This window comes from Sphingobacterium humi (genome assembly GCF_009768885.1).
GTDB classification, from domain to species: domain Bacteria; phylum Bacteroidota; class Bacteroidia; order Sphingobacteriales; family Sphingobacteriaceae; genus Sphingobacterium; species Sphingobacterium humi.
On record NZ_WSQA01000004.1, the window covers coordinates 151,418 to 168,948 of the forward strand.

At 42.9% G+C, this 17,531-nt stretch carries 18 protein-coding genes; 17 read left to right on the top strand and 1 reads right to left on the bottom strand.

All coding sequences use genetic code 11. The features are described from left to right. The first annotated feature begins 32 nt into the window (after window positions 1-32). The 15 genes from GQF63_RS06690 (at window position 33) to GQF63_RS06760 (ending at window position 14,123) form a co-directional block, all read left to right on the top strand. On the top strand, window positions 33-407 hold the full coding sequence (locus GQF63_RS06690) for a YtxH domain-containing protein (protein ID WP_160368446.1): 375 nt from the start codon (window positions 33-35) through the stop codon (window positions 405-407). 52 nt (window positions 408-459) lie between these two features. Continuing rightward, window positions 460-1,119: a heme exporter protein CcmB gene (locus GQF63_RS06695; protein ID WP_160368447.1), complete on the top strand. Its 660-nt coding sequence runs from the start codon at window positions 460-462 to the stop codon at window positions 1,117-1,119. Between the two features lie 13 nt (window positions 1,120-1,132). Beyond that, window positions 1,133-1,795 (top strand): cytochrome c biogenesis protein, encoded by a 663-nt coding sequence (gene ccsA, locus GQF63_RS06700; RefSeq protein WP_160368448.1) that lies wholly within the window; start codon window positions 1,133-1,135, stop codon window positions 1,793-1,795. A 2-nt stretch (window positions 1,796-1,797) separates the two neighbouring features. Then, window positions 1,798-2,004: a CcmD family protein gene (locus GQF63_RS06705; protein WP_160368449.1), complete on the top strand. Its 207-nt coding sequence runs from the start codon at window positions 1,798-1,800 to the stop codon at window positions 2,002-2,004. Between the two features lie 11 nt (window positions 2,005-2,015). Further along, entirely contained in the window at window positions 2,016-2,999 is a 984-nt protein-coding gene (locus tag GQF63_RS06710) for a DUF6427 family protein (RefSeq protein WP_160368450.1), read from the top strand. Between the two features lie 126 nt (window positions 3,000-3,125). Beyond that, on the top strand, window positions 3,126-4,511 hold the full coding sequence (bamG, locus tag GQF63_RS06715; RefSeq protein ID WP_246163361.1) for a BamG family beta-barrel-assembly machinery protein: 1,386 nt from the start codon (window positions 3,126-3,128) through the stop codon (window positions 4,509-4,511). Between the two features lie 5 nt (window positions 4,512-4,516). Further along, window positions 4,517-5,134: an LPS export ABC transporter periplasmic protein LptC gene (lptC, locus tag GQF63_RS06720; RefSeq protein WP_160368451.1), complete on the top strand. Its 618-nt coding sequence runs from the start codon at window positions 4,517-4,519 to the stop codon at window positions 5,132-5,134. 153 nt (window positions 5,135-5,287) lie between these two features. Continuing rightward, entirely contained in the window at window positions 5,288-7,390 is a 2,103-nt protein-coding gene (locus GQF63_RS06725) for a peptidylprolyl isomerase (protein WP_160368452.1), read from the top strand. Window positions 7,391-7,454: 64 nt separating this feature from the next. Then, window positions 7,455-7,970: a DUF2480 family protein gene (locus GQF63_RS06730; RefSeq protein ID WP_160368453.1), complete on the top strand. Its 516-nt coding sequence runs from the start codon at window positions 7,455-7,457 to the stop codon at window positions 7,968-7,970. 30 nt (window positions 7,971-8,000) lie between these two features. Then, the gene (locus GQF63_RS06735) at window positions 8,001-8,792 is read left to right on the top strand and encodes a DUF3108 domain-containing protein (RefSeq protein ID WP_160368454.1); all 792 of its coding nucleotides are present in this window, start codon (window positions 8,001-8,003) and stop codon (window positions 8,790-8,792) included. Between the two features lie 3 nt (window positions 8,793-8,795). Further along, window positions 8,796-9,362 carry a DUF3109 family protein gene (locus GQF63_RS06740; protein WP_160368455.1) on the top strand — a complete coding sequence of 189 codons (567 nt, stop codon included), beginning with the start codon at window positions 8,796-8,798 and terminating at the stop codon, window positions 9,360-9,362. A gap of 54 nt (window positions 9,363-9,416) precedes the next feature. After that, a complete protein-coding gene (locus tag GQF63_RS06745) occupies window positions 9,417-10,391 on the top strand; it encodes a polyprenyl synthetase family protein (protein ID WP_160368456.1) in 975 nt (324 codons plus the stop codon). 3 nt (window positions 10,392-10,394) lie between these two features. Beyond that, the gene (locus GQF63_RS06750; protein WP_160368457.1) at window positions 10,395-11,450 is read left to right on the top strand and encodes a TerC family protein; all 1,056 of its coding nucleotides are present in this window, start codon (window positions 10,395-10,397) and stop codon (window positions 11,448-11,450) included. 140 nt (window positions 11,451-11,590) lie between these two features. After that, window positions 11,591-12,772: a C1 family peptidase gene (locus GQF63_RS06755; protein ID WP_160368458.1), complete on the top strand. Its 1,182-nt coding sequence runs from the start codon at window positions 11,591-11,593 to the stop codon at window positions 12,770-12,772. 106 nt (window positions 12,773-12,878) lie between these two features. Further along, window positions 12,879-14,123 (top strand): thioredoxin family protein, encoded by a 1,245-nt coding sequence (locus GQF63_RS06760; protein WP_246163365.1) that lies wholly within the window; start codon window positions 12,879-12,881, stop codon window positions 14,121-14,123. 51 nt (window positions 14,124-14,174) lie between these two features. Here GQF63_RS06760 and GQF63_RS06765 read toward each other — a convergent pair whose 3' ends face one another. Beyond that, on the bottom strand, window positions 14,175-16,325 hold the full coding sequence (locus tag GQF63_RS06765; protein WP_160368460.1) for a prolyl oligopeptidase family serine peptidase: 2,151 nt from the start codon (window positions 16,323-16,325) through the stop codon (window positions 14,175-14,177). 82 nt (window positions 16,326-16,407) lie between these two features. Here GQF63_RS06765 and GQF63_RS06770 point away from each other — a divergent pair, with 82 nt between their 5' ends. Further along, complete coding sequence (locus GQF63_RS06770; RefSeq protein ID WP_246163366.1) at window positions 16,408-17,181, top strand: UDP-2,3-diacylglucosamine diphosphatase; 774 nt, start codon at window positions 16,408-16,410, stop codon at window positions 17,179-17,181. Between the two features lie 17 nt (window positions 17,182-17,198). Then, window positions 17,199-17,528: a DMT family transporter gene (locus GQF63_RS06775; RefSeq protein WP_160368461.1), complete on the top strand. Its 330-nt coding sequence runs from the start codon at window positions 17,199-17,201 to the stop codon at window positions 17,526-17,528. Window positions 17,529-17,531: the final 3 nt, after the last annotated feature.

Genomic DNA, 17,531 nt, shown 5'->3' on the forward strand with positions numbered 1-17,531 from the left:
TTAGAAAAAATAGGATATTAATTAATAGAATCATGGAAAACAGAAATGGACTAGTGGCATTTGCCCTATTAGGTTTAGCAGTAGGAACTGCCGCATACTATTTATTAGGAACAGAAGACGGTAAGAAACAATTGGATCGGGCAAACGATGGGATCAAAAGTTTGACCAAATCCATTAAAGATCTTTCCAAGAAAGAAGCAAAACGTGCTTCAAAATTTGCAAAAACAGCAAAAGAAGATTTAGAAAACTTAAAAGATCGCGCCAAAGAAGCGGGAAAAAGCGCTTTAGACAAGGCTTCTTCCAAAGCGAACGAATGGGCGAATAAAGCATCCGATGCCGCACATGGCATGGCTGATCGTGCAGAGCAAGTGGCCGATCGTGCAAAATCAGAAATTAAAAACGCGTAATTTCTAAGCGTAAGGCATGGGCGCAACAGATTGATTTGTATCTTTGTAGAACATGAATCTGTTTACTCAAGTCAAAACATTAATATATAAAGATGTTTTATTAGAATGGCGTTCTAAATACGCAATCAATAGCATCTTATTGTATGTAGTATCCACGGTATTTGTTTGTTATCAATCTTTCAAATCCGTGGATTCTCCTATTTGGAACACCCTGTTCTGGATTATTCTACTCTTTGCGGCCATCAATGCCTTAAGCCGTAGTTTCTTGCAGGAAACAGGTTCCCGACAGCTGTACTACTTCAGCATCGTATCGCCACAAGCCATTATCTTGGCTAAAATATGCTACAATTCCTTCATCATGCTGCTGCTTTCTAGCACGGCATTTCTGGTATACAACCTCATATTCAGCAATGAGGTGGGGCATTGGGGCATCTATATGTTAAGCATCTTACTAGGCAGCATCAGCTTTGCCACGGTGTTCACCATGGTGGCTGGCATCAGTGCCAAAGCGGGCAACAACAGCACCATTATGGCGATATTAAGTTTCCCGGTTATCATCCCCTTATTGATCGTGTTAATCAACCTTTCGCAACAAGGTGTGATTGGTGGAAATTTCGAAGCCAGTTGGAAGGATATTAGCGTTTTATTGGCAATTAATGTCGTTACAATTGCCATTTCTTTGCTGTTATTTCCTTACCTTTGGCGAGATTGATATTTAATTTGCAATGAGAAAAAATTGGTGGAAAATCCTAGCGCTTATCTTGGTAGCAAGCTCTATTGTTGCCGGCTTTTTAGGACCTGTTCCCGTACTTCCAATCCTGCATGAAACCATAAGAAACGTGTATTTCCATGTACCCATGTGGTTTACCATGATTTCTTTATACCTGATTTCCGTCATCTACAGTGTAAAATATTTGAACACGGGCAAGCGTGCTTACGACCTGATGGCCGTGGAAGCCGTAAACACCGGGATTTTATTTTGCGCCTGTGGATTAATGACGGGTATGCTATGGGCTAACATTACTTGGGGTGCACCTTGGCCAAACGATCCGAAATTAAACGGTTCGGCCATTGCGACCTTGATGTATTTGGCGTATTTGGTATTGCGCAATGCCTTGGAAGAAGAACAAAAACGAGCGAAGATCTCGGCGATCTATAATATTTTCGCCTTCCCGATCATGTTCGTATTAATTTATATCTTGCCGAAACTGAACGATTCCTTGCATCCCGGTAGCGGAGGCAACTCGACGTTTGGCGACTTGGACATGGACAATTACATGCGTCCGGTTTTTTACACCGCGGTGGTCGGTTGGATTTTGATTGGCGTTTGGATTACCACCCTGCGCTATCGCGTACGTTTAATTGAAGACAAAAAGAATTCTTTATAATCATGAAAAAATTGAGCCTGCTCTTTTTGGGGCTGATCGCCTTTATGCCTGCTGTATTCGCACAAAACCAAGTGGATATGGCCAGTGGATTACGTTCTGAGGGAAAAATTTATGTCGTAGTACTGGTTTTATTGGTGATTTTTGCGGCCGTGGCGGTTTACCTGTTCACCTTAGACCGTAAGGTAAAAAAGTTGGAGAAAGATAATTAAACAGCTTTTCCATGCTGATTAACCAACACCGGACCCTCTCTGGCCTGAACATTTTCCTCGTATCCTTAGTTGGTACCATCTTATGTTTAGGTGTCTATCTGCATCTTCCGGATCGCTTGACGCCGGTATTGTATGAACCGGCAATCGGCAATCTCTTTGGCGCAGACATGGGGAAATCCCTGTCGCCCCAAATCAACGTTATTATTACCCTGGTCCTCACCATCTTGCAGGCCTTTAACCTAAACAGGGTGGTTAACCACTTTAACTTATTGGGGAAACCGAACTTCCTGACGGCCTTGATGTTCATGACCTTGGTCAGCTTGTTCATTCCTTTCCTGGTGTTATCGCCTACACTCATCTGTAATTTCATTACCATTTGGATGCTGTATAAATTATTTAATATTTATAAGCAGGCCGATGTGAAGGGAATTATGTTTGATTTGGGGATGTTGGTGGCCCTGGGCAGTTTGATTTACTTCCCCTTTATTGTGATGCTGCCCCTGATTTGGATCAGCTTAATTATATTCCGCCCCTTTTCCTGGCGCGAATGGATAACGCCCTTAATGGGGGTTATCGTGGTCTACTTCCTGTTGGCGGTGGCCTATTACTGGTTTGAGCGGATGCCTGAGTTTTATCAGATTTTCATCCCCTTTACCTATCCCTTCCCTACCCGCTTAAACATGGAAGTGTATGACTATTTTGTCTTGATTCCTATTGTGGTTGCCTTGATTGGATTTCTACTGATCTTAAAAGACAATTTCTTTAAGAGTGTGGTGCAGGTGCGGAAGAGTTTTCAGCTGTTGTTTTTTATGCTGTTGTTGATTGTAGGATCGTTTTACCTAAATCCGGAGCGCTCGGTAAACCACTTTTTACTTTGCGTGCCAGCAATTTCCATTTACTTGGCTTACTTTTTTACCCATGCCAAGCGGAAATGGTTCTATGAGAGCCTGTATTTGGTAATCTTACTCACGATTCTCTATTTTCAGTTTTTCTAACCAACTGTATAGTAGTTGTTTAACCTTTTTTAACAACAAAAACTTAGCTGCTATTTAAAAAATAGATAGTTTTGTAGCAAAAATTCAAGAGAATACAGCCATAACAGAAGATTTAACCTCATCGTTTTGGACCATCTGATTTCAGAAACCGTGTTCTTCAAATCGATGTATCAAATAAAAATGTTGAAACAATTGAAACCATTTTTCTCATATTCGCGACTACTGATGGTCCTGGGCGTTAGCTCCTTATTACTCACCAGTACGCGCGGTTTTGCACAGTCCTCTACTTCCCATTCTCCCTACTCACAATTTGGTTTAGGTCAAATCCGCGAAGATTTATTGCCTCAAACCCGGGCCATGGGCGGCATTTCAACAGGGGTGCGTTACGTTGGCGGCTTGCCAACCCTAAATATTGCCAACCCGGCAAGTTATGCCGCTTTATCGCGGACTATTCTTGACGCCGGCTTATACGGCAACATTACCCAACTCGAGAAAAATAGTGCTAAAGACCATACGGCTGACTTCGCATTCAGTCATATCACCATTGCGATACCCTTTGGTAAGGCTGGTGGCGTTTCTTTCGGCTTAATGCCTTTCTCGGATGTGGGGTACAACGCATCCGTGATTCGTCAATTCGAAAATACCCCCTATAAATCGAGCTTAGTGGGCGAAGGTGGGGTTAATAAAGCTTATTTAGGCTATGGCGTTTCCCCTATTAAAGGATTCAGTATCGGTGCAAACGTAGGCTTCCTATTCGGAAACCTCTATGATAAAGCGATGATCGAATTCCCTCAGGCGGCCGGCTTTTACAATACCGTACAAACCTCAACACGTGAAATTCGTGGCGCTTCCATCGATTATGGTGCACAATACTTCAAGGCATTGGGGAATCGGTTAAACTTTACCATAGGTTATTCCGGATCCTTGGATAATGCTATCCGCAATAAAACGACTTCCATGGTTACTTTGACGCAAACCAACCCGAATATGTCGGATGGCGAGCAAGTAGCCATTGACACCACGGCCTTTAATTTGGTTTCCAATCGCGATGTTAACTTACCATTACGCCATAATGTAGGCTTTACCGTATCTAAAGGGGTAAACTGGATGGTTGGTGCGGACTTTAAATATGCCGACTGGTCGAAATTCCAAACCCGCGAAGGGGAAGAGAAATTAGGAAAAAACATCGGTGTGGCCATTGGTGGTCAGTTTAAACCAGATGCGACTTCCCTGAAATATTTAAATGTAGTGGATTATAGATTAGGCTTCCGCTATAATAAAAGCCATATCACGGTGGACAAACAACGTTTAACGGACATGGCAGTTACCGTAGGGATGGGCTTCCCGCTGTCGGAGACGAACTTCGGAAGAACCTTCTCGAGCATTAACGTGTCGGCCGAATTCGGACAACACGGCACCATGAAAAATAACCTGATCAGAGAGCGTTATATTAACTTTAATATTGGTTTTACCATTAACGACGCTTGGTTTATCAGACGTAGTTACGATTAATACCCATGTTTTCAACAAAGAGAAAATACAAGATATCTTCAATTTTGCCCCTATCAATACTATTGCTAGGGGCAATCTTGTCAAGTGCCTGTGAAAATGACATGAAGGATATTGACCGTATGGCCAATATTCAGCAAGAAGAGGCGGTTGATATCTCGAAGGACGTGATTGTGGTGTACAGTGATTCGGCTCGTGTAAAAGCAGAGCTGACCGCCCCTGAAATGCGGGTGTATCACGATACCACCAACCGAACACAAGGGGATTATGAGTTTAAAAAAGGGGTGAAGATTATTTTCTTTGATGAACAAGCCAAGGAATCGCAGCGCATCACTTCCAAGTATGCCAAGCAATATGCAGAAACAGGCTTGATCGAGTTTCGCCAAAACGTTATTCTAACCATGGCCAACGGATCTATCGTAAGAACCGAGGAACTCTTCTACGATGAAAAGGGCGCTAAATATTATAATACCCAGCCAATTACCATTGAGTTCACCGAGGGTCGCGGCCACTTATCGGGCACTTCCTTCACTTCGGATCTAGACTTCAACCGGGTAGATTTCACCGAATCTACAGGGCTCTATTACTTCGACGCCAACAAGAAGATTCCAGGCTTTGGGAACTAACAGGTAGTGAAGCATTTGACAGAATAAAAATTAGCCGGGAGCGATTAATAAATTTTTACAGTTTTTTTCATAAAAATTGTATCTTGCGCCTTGTTTTAACAAAACACAATTAAGTAAAAAAATTAAGCATTTAATAAAATTTAGAATACAGTTATGGGATTAATGAGCTATTTGCGAAACCGTGCCGGCTTAGTCATTTTCGTGATCGGTTTAGCAATTGTTGCGTTTTTACTGGGAGACATCATCAATATGGGGACTCCATTTTGGCGTAGTAGCCAGAGTGAGGTTGGAAGTATTAATGGTGAAAGTGTAAACCACCTCGCATTCAATGCGCAGGTAGATCAAGCTAACGCCATGTATCAACAACAAATGGGAGGCAATGTGACTCCTCAAATGCGTGGATTTGCCGTACAACAGGTATGGAATCAGTTTATTTCACAAGAATTATTGAAACAAGAGATTGAGAAAATCGGCATCGATGTAGGCAAAGATGAGTTAAATAGCTTAATTTTTGGAGACAACCCTTCTATGCAGATTATGCAAGCTTTTGCGAATCCGCAGACCGGTCAATTAGACAAAGCCTATATTACCGCCGTTCGCGAGCAGGCAAAAACAAACCCGGAAGTGAAACAACAATGGGAAGGTTTGTTGGAGAGCGTGAGAAACGAGCGTTTGAACCAAAAGTACACCAACTTAATCAACAACAGTATTTACACCACCTCCCTAGAAGCGGAGTACGATTATAACTCGCGTAATAAATTGGCGAACTTCAAATACGTGATGTTGGATTACGCTTCTGTAAACGATGCAGAGGTGAAATTGACAGATGCGGATTACAACGAATATTACGAGAAGAATAAAAAAGCATTCCGTAACGAAGAAGAAACCCGTAACGTAGAGTATGTATTGTTCAATGCAAGCCCGAATGCTGCAGATACAGCAACTATTTTAGGAAACATCCAAAAGTTGAAAACGGACTTACAGGCGGCAACAAACGATTCTTCCTTCGTATCCATCAACTCGGATAATAAATACCCGGTTAAATATTACAGCAAAGGTCAATTAAGCCCTGCTTTAGACTCTGTGGTATTCAATGCGGCATCAGGAACAACCGTAGGCCCTTACTTAACACAAGGCGTTTACGAGATTGCGAAAGTTATTGAAACGAAATTCAGCCCTGACTCGGTAAAAGCCAGCCATATCTTATTGAACCCAGCGACCGAAGGTGGTGTAGATAAAGCCTTGAAAAAAGCAGACTCTATTAAAACCTTATTAGCAAACGGTGCAAGCATGGCCGCTTTAGCTGTAGAATTCAGTGAAGATACAGGTAGCAAGAACAACGGTGGTGACTTAGGAACTTTCACCCGTGGAAGAATGATTCCTGAGTTTGAAGAAGCTGCCTTCAGTGGTGCGCCAGGTGAGATCAAAGTCGTGAACTCGAACTATGGTGTTCACATCTTGAAAATCGAAAAACAAATCGGAAACTCGAAGATTGCGAAATTAGCAATCGTTGATAAAACCATTATTGCTGGAAAAGAAACAACAGATGCGGCTTATGCGAAAGCAAACAGCTTCTTCTCGGCCATCAATAAAGATAATTTCGAAGATATCGCGAAACAACAAAATGCATCGATTCAACAAAACGAGCGCACCTTGGCTATGGACAACATGCTGGGTGGCGTAGAAGTTCCGCGTGAGCTTGTGCGTTGGGCCTACGAAGCGAAAGTTGGCGATGTTTCTGATAAAGTATACGAAACAGAAGATAACTTCATCGTAGCACGCTTAAAAGCCGTTCAGCCGAAAGGGCAACAGCCAATGGCTGCTGTGAAAAGCTTAATTGAACCAGTAGTGAAAAACTTGGTGAAAGCGAGAATGCTGAAAGAAAAAATGAACAACGCCCTGAACGGTGCTAACTCCATCGATCAAGTGGCGCAGAAATTAGGCAAAAACGCGTTGACCGTAGAAAATATTGTATTGGCAAATCCAGTTATTCCTGGAGTTGCTGTAGAAAACGCAGTGGTAGGTACGGTATTCGGATTACAACCTAACAAACCTTCGAAAGCTATTGAAGGAAAACAAGGGGTATATGCGGTACAAGTAAGCGGATTCGTAAATCCAAAAGCCATCGCTGCTGAGGAATTGGCGACTCAACAAAAACAGATTACTTCAGCAAAAGCACAACGCTCTTGGGGTGTAATCTTCAAAGCTTTGCAGGACAACGCGAAGATTGTTGACAATCGTATTAAATTCTATTAACAAAGAATAGTTAAATTTGTAGCTGGATAGCAATATGTTATCCAGCTTTTTTTATTTTTAGGAAATGGATATTCAAGAAAACATAGTCAACAAGGTTGCACAAAGTGGGTTAATTACGGTGGATTTGGCAAATTATGCACCCAAAGAGCCTATTGTTATTTACGATATTAAGGATAACCTCTTCCACGGTCTTATCCTGAAAGAAAAAGACTTCCGTGAATTCATCAAGGAACACGACTGGTCGCAATATGCGGGCAAGCATATCGGCATCATCTGTTCCACCGATGCCATTGTCCCTACCTGGGCCTATATGCTATTGAGCACCAAATTGGTAGACCATGCCCTATCCATTCACTTCGGTGATGAGGATGCCGTGCGAAACTTCCTGTTTGAGAAAGCATTAAGCAACATCGATTACGAGCAGTACCAGGATCAACGTGTCGTGGTAAAAGGTTGTGGTGATATCGCCATTCCGGAGTCTGCATTCGTAAGCTTTACGACTGCCCTGAGCAGCCGTGTCAAAAGCATTATGTATGGTGAGCCCTGCTCTACCGTCCCTGTGTTTAAGCGGAAAGCTTAAACTTTCGAACTTTAACGCCGTCATAATTATATGAAAAGAATTTTTACGCTTCTAACCCTGTTTGTCCTTATAGGAACAACAACTATCGCGCAGTCTTTGCCGTATTTATCTTCTCCGACTTTTCAACCTGGCGAAGTATTGAAATACAAGCTTCGCTATGGCATTATGTCTGCAGCCACAGGAACCCTGTCTGTACAGAAATCTAAATACAACTTCGGCGTAGAAGACCCGATTCACCTGCATGCCTTCGGGCAAACATCAGGGGCATTCTCTGCCTTCTATACTGTGAAAAATCAATACGACTCCTATATTAATCAAGATAATTTCCTCCCCATCCTCTATACAGAGAACATCCGGGAGAACAATTACCGCCGTGTGGAGTATGCCACCTTCGACCATGACACCAAAAAGGTGAAAGGAAAAAAGGGAACTTTCAGCAGCCCCACCACGCAGACCTTTGACTTGGTATCGGCTTATTATTTCTCCAGAAACCTCGACTTCGCAGGCCTTAAAAAAGGTGATAAATTCAAGATCACCTACTTCCTGAACGATGAAGTGGCGCAGCTAGGTGTAGAATATGTTGGGGTAGAAAAAGTGAAATCCGTACTGGGCGAATTGGAATGTATTAAGCTATCTCCTGAAATTTCTCCAGGAAGAATTTTTAAAAAGAACAGTCGTTTGTATCTTTGGGTCACCAATGATGGAAACAGAATCCCGGTAAAAGCCCAAGTGGATATCCTGATCGGTTCTGTTACGATGGATTTGGTGAGTGCCGAAGGCTTAAAATATCCTTTGGGAAAACGCGTAAGTTATTCAAAATAAAAAATGATAGAAGTAGGTAATGTACTTGTTCACGAGGATATCGTGAACAATGATTTTGTTTGCAACCTCAGCAAATGTAAGGGAATATGTTGTATAGAAGGTGATGCCGGGGCTCCATTAACAGAAGCAGAAACTAAAATCCTTGCCGACATCTACCCTACCGTAAAACCTTATTTAACAGAAAAAGGCATTCAAGCCATTGAGCAGCAAGGCACCCACGTGGTAGATGCCGATGGCGACCTGACCACGACCTGCGTCGATGGCAATAAAGAATGTGCCTATGTTACCTGGGAAAATGGCATTACCAAATGTGCTATTGAAAAAGCCTATGAACTAGGTGAGGTGAGCTGGAAGAAACCAATATCCTGCCACTTATACCCTATCCGGGCTACCCACTATCCTTCCTTTGATGTGTTGCATTATGACCGCTGGTATATCTGTAAAGACGCCTGTACCTTTGGTCAAGAACTGAAAATCCCTGTCTATAAATTCTTGAAAGACCCGTTAATTCGGGAATATGGTGAAGAATGGTATAAAGAGCTTGAAAATACGTTAGCTTCTAAATCATAAATTTACTATTTTTATGGTCATTTCAGTGATTACTGATGGTATTAAACCATTTTCATGTTAACATTAGACGAAATACAACTCCCTATACAAGAACACCTCAAACGCTTTGAAAAGACTTTCAAAGCGTCGATGCAAAGTTCAGCTCCTCTATTAGATCGTATTACCGGCTACCTGATTAAGCAAAAGGGAAAACAGATGCGTCCGATGTTTGTTTTCTTCTCGGCAGGTATTAGCGGCGGAATTACAGAATCTACCTATCATGGTGCTGCATTAGTAGAATTACTGCACACAGCTTCCTTGGTTCACGATGATGTAGTCGATAATTCCAATGAGCGTCGGGGATTTTTCTCGATTAATGCGCTTTGGAAGAATAAAGTAGCGGTATTGGTTGGCGACTTCTTGCTTTCCAAGGGCTTACTACTATCGGTAAAGCATAAGGAATTTGAGCTCTTGCGGATTGTATCGGAGGCTGTAGAGCATATGAGCGAAGGCGAACTCCTACAAATTGAGAAGGCTCGTCATCTGGATATCGAAGAGTCGATCTATTATGAGATTATCCGGAAAAAGACCGCGTCCTTAATAGCTTCTTGCTGTGCTTGCGGTGCTTCATCGGCCGGTGCTGACGAAGAAACAGTAGAAAAGCTACGTCTCTTTGGCGAGAAGGTTGGCATTGCCTTCCAAATCAAAGATGATCTGTTTGATTTTGGATTAGATGATGTTGGCAAGCCTGTCGGCAACGATATCAAGGAAAAGAAAATGACCCTGCCGCTTATCCACGCCTTGAACAGCGTCGATAAAGGACAGCGCAGGAAGATTATTAATTTAGTAAAAAACCATAACGAAGATCCGGCGAAGGTGAGTGAGGTTATAGACTTTGTGAAATCCAATGGCGGTATGGAATATGCCACCCAACGGATGTTGCAATATCAACAGGAAGCCTTCGAGATTTTAGACAGCCTACCAAACGGGGGCGAGTTTAAAACCGGATTAGAACAACTAGTAAAATTTACCACGGAAAGAAAAAAATAACATATGAGCCACGAAGCATTATTTATGGTCGGATTTATAGTTTTTATAATTCTGATGTTAGCAATAGATTTAGGATTGTTCTCCAAGAGCGACAAACCCGTATCCTTAAAAGTGGCGGCCATTATGAGTGCTATTTGGGTTACCTTTGCACTCCTATTTGGTTTATTGCTGTATTATTGGGGGAATGAATTGCACAATGTACATGATATGGCCCGCCTGAAGGAGGTGGTCGCAAAACACCTGCACAATATCAGCATCAACGAAAACGACTTGGTAGGCAGTATTCAAGCCTACAACAAGAACCTCACCCTGGAGTATTTGACCGGTTATGTGGTGGAGTATGCCCTATCGGTGGATAATATCTTCGTGATGGTGTTGCTGTTCAGTTCCTTTGGTATTCCAGAGAAATATTACCATAAAGTATTGGTTTGGGGTATTCTTGGTGCTATTATCATGCGTTGTATCTTTATCTTCGTGGGAGCAGCCTTGATTACCAAGTTTGGTTGGATCCTGTATGTATTTGGGGCATTCCTGGTTTACACGGGATTAAACATGTACTTGAACCGCAACAAAGAAGAGGAAGTAGACCCCGAGAATCACCCGGTGGTGAAGTTTATGTCGAAGCGTTTCAAGGTGACCCATAAGCTAGACCAAGGAAAATTCTTCCATGTAGAGAATGGTGTAAAATATATGACACCGCTCTTCCTGGTGTTAGTGGTTATTGAATTCACCGACTTAATCTTCGCGGTAGATTCCATTCCGGCGATCTTCTCCGTAACCAAGGATCCTTACATTGTATTCTTCTCGAATATCTTTGCTATCCTAGGCTTACGTTCGATGTTCTTCTTATTGATCAACATCATCCATAAGTTCCACTACCTGAAAGTAGGCTTAGCCTTCTTATTAATCTTTATCGGATTAAAGATGTTGCTACACAACTGGCTAAGCGGCTGGGGCTTCACAACGGTGCACTCACTCATCGTGATTTTAGGTATCCTCACATTAAGCATTGTCGCTTCCTTACTTTTTCCAAAAAAGAAGGAATTCAAAAACTCATAATTTAAAGGGCTCTGACGGAGCCCTTTACTTTTGCTTTTTAATAAAAGAATCTCGTTATTGTGCTAACAATTTTACAAAATAGAAGCATCACAATCTTCATATTTTGATATATTCGTAAAATTTTATAAAATCACATACACATGAATTGGAATAGATCTATTCTATTTGCGGCAGCCTTATTCGCTGTTACACAAACACAAGCTCAAGACAATTTAATAAATGCCCTAAAAGGCAACGCCAGTGACAACAGTAAAGAAGGATTCCGCTTTACGGAAGTTATTAACCTAGGGAACACCTCCATCAAAGATCAAGGCTCTTCAGGAACCTGCTGGTCCTATTCCGGAAACTCCTTCTTAGAGTCGGAGATGATCCGTATGGGCAAGAAGCCGGTTGAGATTTCACAAATCTTTACAGCACGCAACACCTACATCGAGAAAGCAAAGAACTTTGTTCGTTTGCACGGTGATCAGGCGCAGGGCGACGGTGGTCAATTGCACGACGTATTGACTATTTTCAAAAAGTATGGTGCTGTTCCTCGCGAGGTTTACACCGGTTTACCCGATGGACAAACACGCAATAACTTCGGCGAAATGAGCCCTTTATTGCAAAGCATTACTGAGAATGTAGCGAAGAGCAAAAAACCGAGCAAAGACTGGTTAAAAGCCTTTACAGCGGCTATGGATTCTTATTTAGGCGAAGTGCCTGAATCTTTCCAATACGAAGGTAAAACCTATACGCCGAGAACCTTTGCCGATCAGGTAATTGGTATCAACCCGGATGATTATGTAGGCATCTCTTCTTTCGATGAGCATGCATACTACAAACCATTCGTATTATTGATTCCAGACAACTGGTCGTTTGAAAGCTTCTACAATGTGAAGATCAACGATTTGACCGACATCATCGATAACGCCTTAGAAAAAGGCTATACCGTAGCATGGGCAACCGACGTATCGGAGAAAAGCTTTAGCTGGAAAAACGGATTGGCTTTTGTTCCGGAGAAACCTATCGAGCAGATGAGCCGTGAGGAAGTAGAGCAATTGTTCAATGGCCCGAAAGCTGAACCGCAGATTACGCCAGCGCAAAGACAGGAAGCATTTGATGATTACAGCACAACCGATGACCACGGTATGCACATTGTAGGTTTGGTAAAAGACCAAACAGGCAAGGAATACTACATCGTTAAAAACTCTTGGGGTGTATCAAACGATTACAAGGGCTATATGTATGCTACGAAAGAATACGTTCGCTACAAAACGATCTCCTTGTTATTACATAAAAAAGCTTTAACAAAGGGTATCCAAAAGCAACTAGGAATTTAATTAATATTAACAATTTTATTACAAAAGTCCTTGAACCCTCAAGGGCTTTTTCATTTGGAATAAGTAACTTTACCCGCACTACAAAATATTAGTATAAACGTTGATTATGAAAAAATTAGTATTATTCCTATTCTTAATTCCTTTGTTGGGTACGGCCCAGGACAAAGGCATTAAATTTGAGCACAACACCGATTGGGCCAAAGTAAAAGCGAAAGCAAAGGCAGAGAACAAGTACATCTTTGTGGATGCCTTTACCACTTGGTGTGGTCCGTGTAAATACATGGCGCAAGAGATTTTCCCTCAGGAGAAAGTTGGAACCTTCTTCAACGAGAAGTTTGTGAACTTGAAGATCCAAATGGACCAGACTAAAAACGACAGCGAGGATGTAAAATCTTGGTATGAAGAGGCCAAACGCTTTACCAAAGATTACCAAATCAGAGCGTATCCTACCTTTTTAATCTTCAACCCTGACGGCGAATTGGTACACCGTATTGTTGGTGGTGGTGAGGCTGATCCTTTTATCGCGAAGGCGCAAGAGGGATTAAACCCAGCAACGCAATACGTTACGCTAGTAAAGAAATTCGAAGCAAACCCAAAAGATAAAGCGATTGCTAAAGCAACGGCTGAATCTGCAGAGAAAGCGTATGATGAGGAAGTAGCCGCACGCGCACAAGCTGCATTCATCGAAAACTCGAGCAAAGAAGAGCTTTTAACCAAAGAAAACTTAGGCTTCTTAGCGAAGAGCGCACAGGATCCAGCTTCCAAAGCATTTGCGCTAATCCGCGAAAACAAGGAAAAAGTAGATGCTGAATTAGGCGCTGGCAAAGCCAATAGCATTTTAGCGACCACCTTGGTACGTCGTGAGATTGCCCAGAAGGTATGGAATGCCGAAGGCGATCCGTTAAACAAAGAGGTGGAAGCGGTACAAAAAGCCTATCCGGATATCGATTTAACCGAAGGATTGACCAGCTTCAAATTGCAGTATTATTTGAAAAAGAAAAACTACCCAGCCTTCAAAGAGGCCGTACAAGCCTACATTGCTAAAAACGACGGGAAAGTTAGTCCAAGAGAATTAAACAGCTTTGCCTGGTCTATTTTCGAGAACTGCGACGATGCTGCTTGCGTAGAAGCCGCTTTAGCATGGAGTAAACAATCGGTAGAAGGATCGAACGAAGATCCGATGATGATGGATACCTACGCTAACCTATTGCACAAAGCCGGTAAAACAAAAGAAGCCATCGTATGGCAAGAAAAAGCCATAGCGAAGGTTGACGATGATGCCAAAGCTGAATTCCAGAAGAACCTTGATAAAATGAAAAAGGGAGAACCTACCTGGATCAATGAAGGATAACATGCGAATCAATTCATTATAACAAAGAAGGCAGCCATTGGCTGCCTTTCTTTATTTCGTAAACTCGGTATAGGGAAGCCCCATGTTCTGGAACATAAAGGCCCATTTATCGGTTTGCTCGGCAATAACCATGGCGGTAGATTTCCCAGCGCCGTGGCCTGCTTTGGTATCGATACGAATCAGTACCGGGTTGGTTCCAGTATTATACTCCTGCAACCGTGCTGCAAACTTAAAGGAGTGTGCAGGCACAACGCGGTCGTCATGATCGGCCGTGGTTACCATTGTTGCCGGATAGGCTGTATTTGGTTTTAAGGCATGGTATGGCGAATAGTTAAATAAATACTTAAACATCTCCGCACTATCGTCTGCCGTACCGTAATCAAAGGCCCATCCTGCGCCAGCCGTAAACTTATGATAGCGCAACATATCCAATACACCTACTGCCGGGAAAGCCACTTTAAACAAGTCGGGACGCTGCGTCATGCAGGCTGCAACTAATAGTCCACCATTCGAACCACCAGCAATACCCAAGCGCTCGGAGGAAGTATATTTCTCGGCGATCAGATAATCGGCAGCCGCCATAAAGTCGTCAAACACGTTTTGTTTCTTCATTTTCGTACCTGCCAGGTGCCAGTTTTCACCATACTCGCCACCGCCACGTAAATTGGCCACCGCAAACACGCCCCCTTGTTCCAAAAGAATCAGGTTGCTGGTGCTAAAACTAGGTGTCAAGCTGATGTTAAAGCCACCATAACCATACAATAAGGTCGGGTTGGTACCATCCAATTTCAGGCCTTTTTTATAGGTAATAATCATCGGCACCTTGGTACCGTCTTTCGAAGTGTAAAACACCTGTTTAGATTCATAGTTTGCCAAATCAAATTTGAGCGCAGGTTTACGGTATTCTTCCGATTTTCCCCCCCCGATATCGTATTTATAGATAGTTCCCGGATTTACATAATTCGTAAAAGAATAGTACAGGTGCTTATCTTCTTTTTTACCGGAGAACCCTGATGCCGTTCCAACGCCCGGCAGTTCAATTTCACGCTCCATTTTTCCCTGCAAATCAAATTGCTTTACCAAGGAGGTGGCATCTTTGAGGTAGGTAGCAAACAGCTTCCCTCCTGCTGTAGAAGGACTTAATACGTATTCATTCTCTGGAATAAGGTCGTGCCAGTTTGCCGGTACCGGATTAGCCACTTCGGTTTGCACGATGCGGCCATTTGGCGCGTTTAGCTCGGTATAGATAAGCAGCCTAGAACCATCGTTATTAATGATGTTGTGGTTTTTCTCCATATTATCCACCACCGTTACAAACGGGGCGTTAGGCACACTCAGGTCTTTAATATACAACTCATTTCCAGAAGTTGCATTAGCAGCCGTCACCACCAAATAACGCTCATCTTCGGTTAAATAACCGCCAACATAACGACGCGGCGTTTTAGCGCCACCAAAGATCAGTTCATCGTTCGCCTGCGGCGTATTCAAGGCATGGTAATATAATTTATGCTGATCGGTCATGGCCGATAAGGCCGAGCCCTCTTTCGGTTTATCGTAAGAACTGTAAAACAAGCCCTCGTTGCCTTTCCAGGCCAATCCGCTAAACTTCACATCTTGCAAGGTATCGCCTACCACGGTTTTATCTTCCGCATTCAACACAATCACCTTGGTCCAATCGGAACCTCCTTCAGAGATTTGGTAGGCCACCAGCGAGCCATCTTTACTAAAAGCAACATCCGCCAGGGAGGTGGTACCATCCGTTGAGAATTTATTCGGATCTAAGAAGACCTCCTCTTTCCCGTCTTCCCCTTTTTTGCGGTATAATACATGCTGATTTTGCAACCCATCGTTTTTGAAAAAGTAAACATAATTGCCTTCTACAGAGGGCGCGGTTACTTTTTCATAGTTCCAAAGGGTTTCCAGGCGCTTCCGGATCTGTTCGCGATAAGGAATCTGGCTCAGGTAATCTTCGGTCACCTCATTTTCTGCCTTCACCCAATTCTTGGTTTCAGCTGATAAATCGTCCTCCAACCAGCGGTACGGGTCGTCAACGAGGGTTCCAAAATACGTGTCTTGTGTGCTGCCTTTCTGGCTTTGGGGATAGGGTTTCACTGTGATATCAGTTTTAGATTCTATGGCTTTTTGCTGCTGACAGGCCGTGACCGTCAATACCAATAAGCCAAAACTTAAGATTTTTTTCATAATCATCTGAATTAGTTCCTAACAAAACTAATCAATTATTTCACTCTTCAAAAACTGTAATTCTTGCGATTAAGTATTAATTATGCTAGTTTTGGCGTTCATGAGCACGCGCGATAAAACATACTTCGCTTCAGATTTTCACTTGGGATCCTACCCCAAGGAAGCTAGTATTTCGCGGGAACGCAAAATTGTCGCCTGGCTAGATGCCATTAAAGCCGATGCCAAGGCCTTATACCTGGTTGGCGATATCTTCGATTTCTGGTTTGAATACAGCACGGTGGTGCCCCGCGGCTACATCCGTTTCTTGGGCAAACTGGCCGAATTAGCTGATTTAGGCGTAGAAATAAAGCTCTTTAAAGGCAACCACGACATGTGGATGTTTGGTTATTTCGAGCAGGAATTGAATGCTCAAATTATTTCCAACGAATTGGAAGTGACCTTAGATGGAAAACGCTTCTACATTCACCATGGCGATGGTTTAGGCCCTGGCGACGGGAAATACAAAATCTTAAAAAAGATATTCCGCAGCCCGGCTTGCCAATGGTTATTTGCACGCCTACACCCCAATTTGGGCATCGGTATAGCCCAACGTTGGTCTAAACATAGCCGCATTGCCAGTGCTACCGAGGAAAAATTCCTGGGCGAAGACCAAGAATGGCTCATTGTGTATGCCAAAGAATTGCTAAAACAACAACATTACGATTATTTGATCTTTGGCCATCGGCACCTGCCTTACGATTTGCCCTTAGCGAATGGCGCCCACATCGTGAACCTTGGCGAGTGGATCAATTACTTTACCTATGCCGTATGGGATGGCCAAGCGCTGACCTTACGGAAATGGGAAGCAGGAGAATAAATTATAATTAACTTTTTATGAACTGGATATTACTCATTATTGGGGGATTATTCGAGGTGATGTTCACCTTTTGCATCGGTAAGGCTAATGATGCCGTTGGCACCGAGAAGTGGCTCTGGTATTTGGGCTTCTTAGTTTCTGTAACAATTAGTATGGGCTTATTAATTAAAGCCACCAGCACCCTCCCCTTGGGCACGGCCTACGCCGTATGGTCGGGCATAGGTGCCGTAGGAACCGTTATAATGGGCATTCTGTTTTTCAAAGAGCCTACCGACTTCTGGCGCTTGTTTTTTATTTTCACCCTCATTGCCTCCATTGTTGGATTAAAAGCCGTTTCTTCGCATTAGAAA

Excerpts from the sequence above, each read along its gene's own strand:
- GQF63_RS06690 (WP_160368446.1), top strand. The coding sequence starts at position 33 with ATGGAAAACAGAAATGGACTAGTGGCATTTGCCCTATTAGGTTTAGCA.
- GQF63_RS06695 (WP_160368447.1), top strand. The coding sequence starts at position 460 with ATGAATCTGTTTACTCAAGTCAAAACATTAATATATAAAGATGTTTTA.
- ccsA (WP_160368448.1), top strand. The coding sequence starts at position 1,133 with ATGAGAAAAAATTGGTGGAAAATCCTAGCGCTTATCTTGGTAGCAAGC.
- GQF63_RS06705 (WP_160368449.1), top strand. The coding sequence starts at position 1,798 with ATGAAAAAATTGAGCCTGCTCTTTTTGGGGCTGATCGCCTTTATGCCT.
- GQF63_RS06710 (WP_160368450.1), top strand. The coding sequence starts at position 2,016 with ATGCTGATTAACCAACACCGGACCCTCTCTGGCCTGAACATTTTCCTC.
- lptC (WP_160368451.1), top strand. The coding sequence starts at position 4,517 with ATGTTTTCAACAAAGAGAAAATACAAGATATCTTCAATTTTGCCCCTA.
- GQF63_RS06725 (WP_160368452.1), top strand. The coding sequence starts at position 5,288 with ATGGGATTAATGAGCTATTTGCGAAACCGTGCCGGCTTAGTCATTTTC.
- GQF63_RS06730 (WP_160368453.1), top strand. The coding sequence starts at position 7,455 with ATGGATATTCAAGAAAACATAGTCAACAAGGTTGCACAAAGTGGGTTA.
- GQF63_RS06735 (WP_160368454.1), top strand. The coding sequence starts at position 8,001 with ATGAAAAGAATTTTTACGCTTCTAACCCTGTTTGTCCTTATAGGAACA.
- GQF63_RS06740 (WP_160368455.1), top strand. The coding sequence starts at position 8,796 with ATGATAGAAGTAGGTAATGTACTTGTTCACGAGGATATCGTGAACAAT.
- GQF63_RS06745 (WP_160368456.1), top strand. The coding sequence starts at position 9,417 with ATGTTAACATTAGACGAAATACAACTCCCTATACAAGAACACCTCAAA.
- GQF63_RS06750 (WP_160368457.1), top strand. The coding sequence starts at position 10,395 with ATGAGCCACGAAGCATTATTTATGGTCGGATTTATAGTTTTTATAATT.
- GQF63_RS06755 (WP_160368458.1), top strand. The coding sequence starts at position 11,591 with ATGAATTGGAATAGATCTATTCTATTTGCGGCAGCCTTATTCGCTGTT.
- GQF63_RS06760 (WP_246163365.1), top strand. The coding sequence starts at position 12,879 with ATGAAAAAATTAGTATTATTCCTATTCTTAATTCCTTTGTTGGGTACG.
- GQF63_RS06765 (WP_160368460.1), bottom strand. The coding sequence starts at position 16,325 with ATGAAAAAAATCTTAAGTTTTGGCTTATTGGTATTGACGGTCACGGCC.
- GQF63_RS06770 (WP_246163366.1), top strand. The coding sequence starts at position 16,408 with ATGCTAGTTTTGGCGTTCATGAGCACGCGCGATAAAACATACTTCGCT.
- GQF63_RS06775 (WP_160368461.1), top strand. The coding sequence starts at position 17,199 with ATGAACTGGATATTACTCATTATTGGGGGATTATTCGAGGTGATGTTC.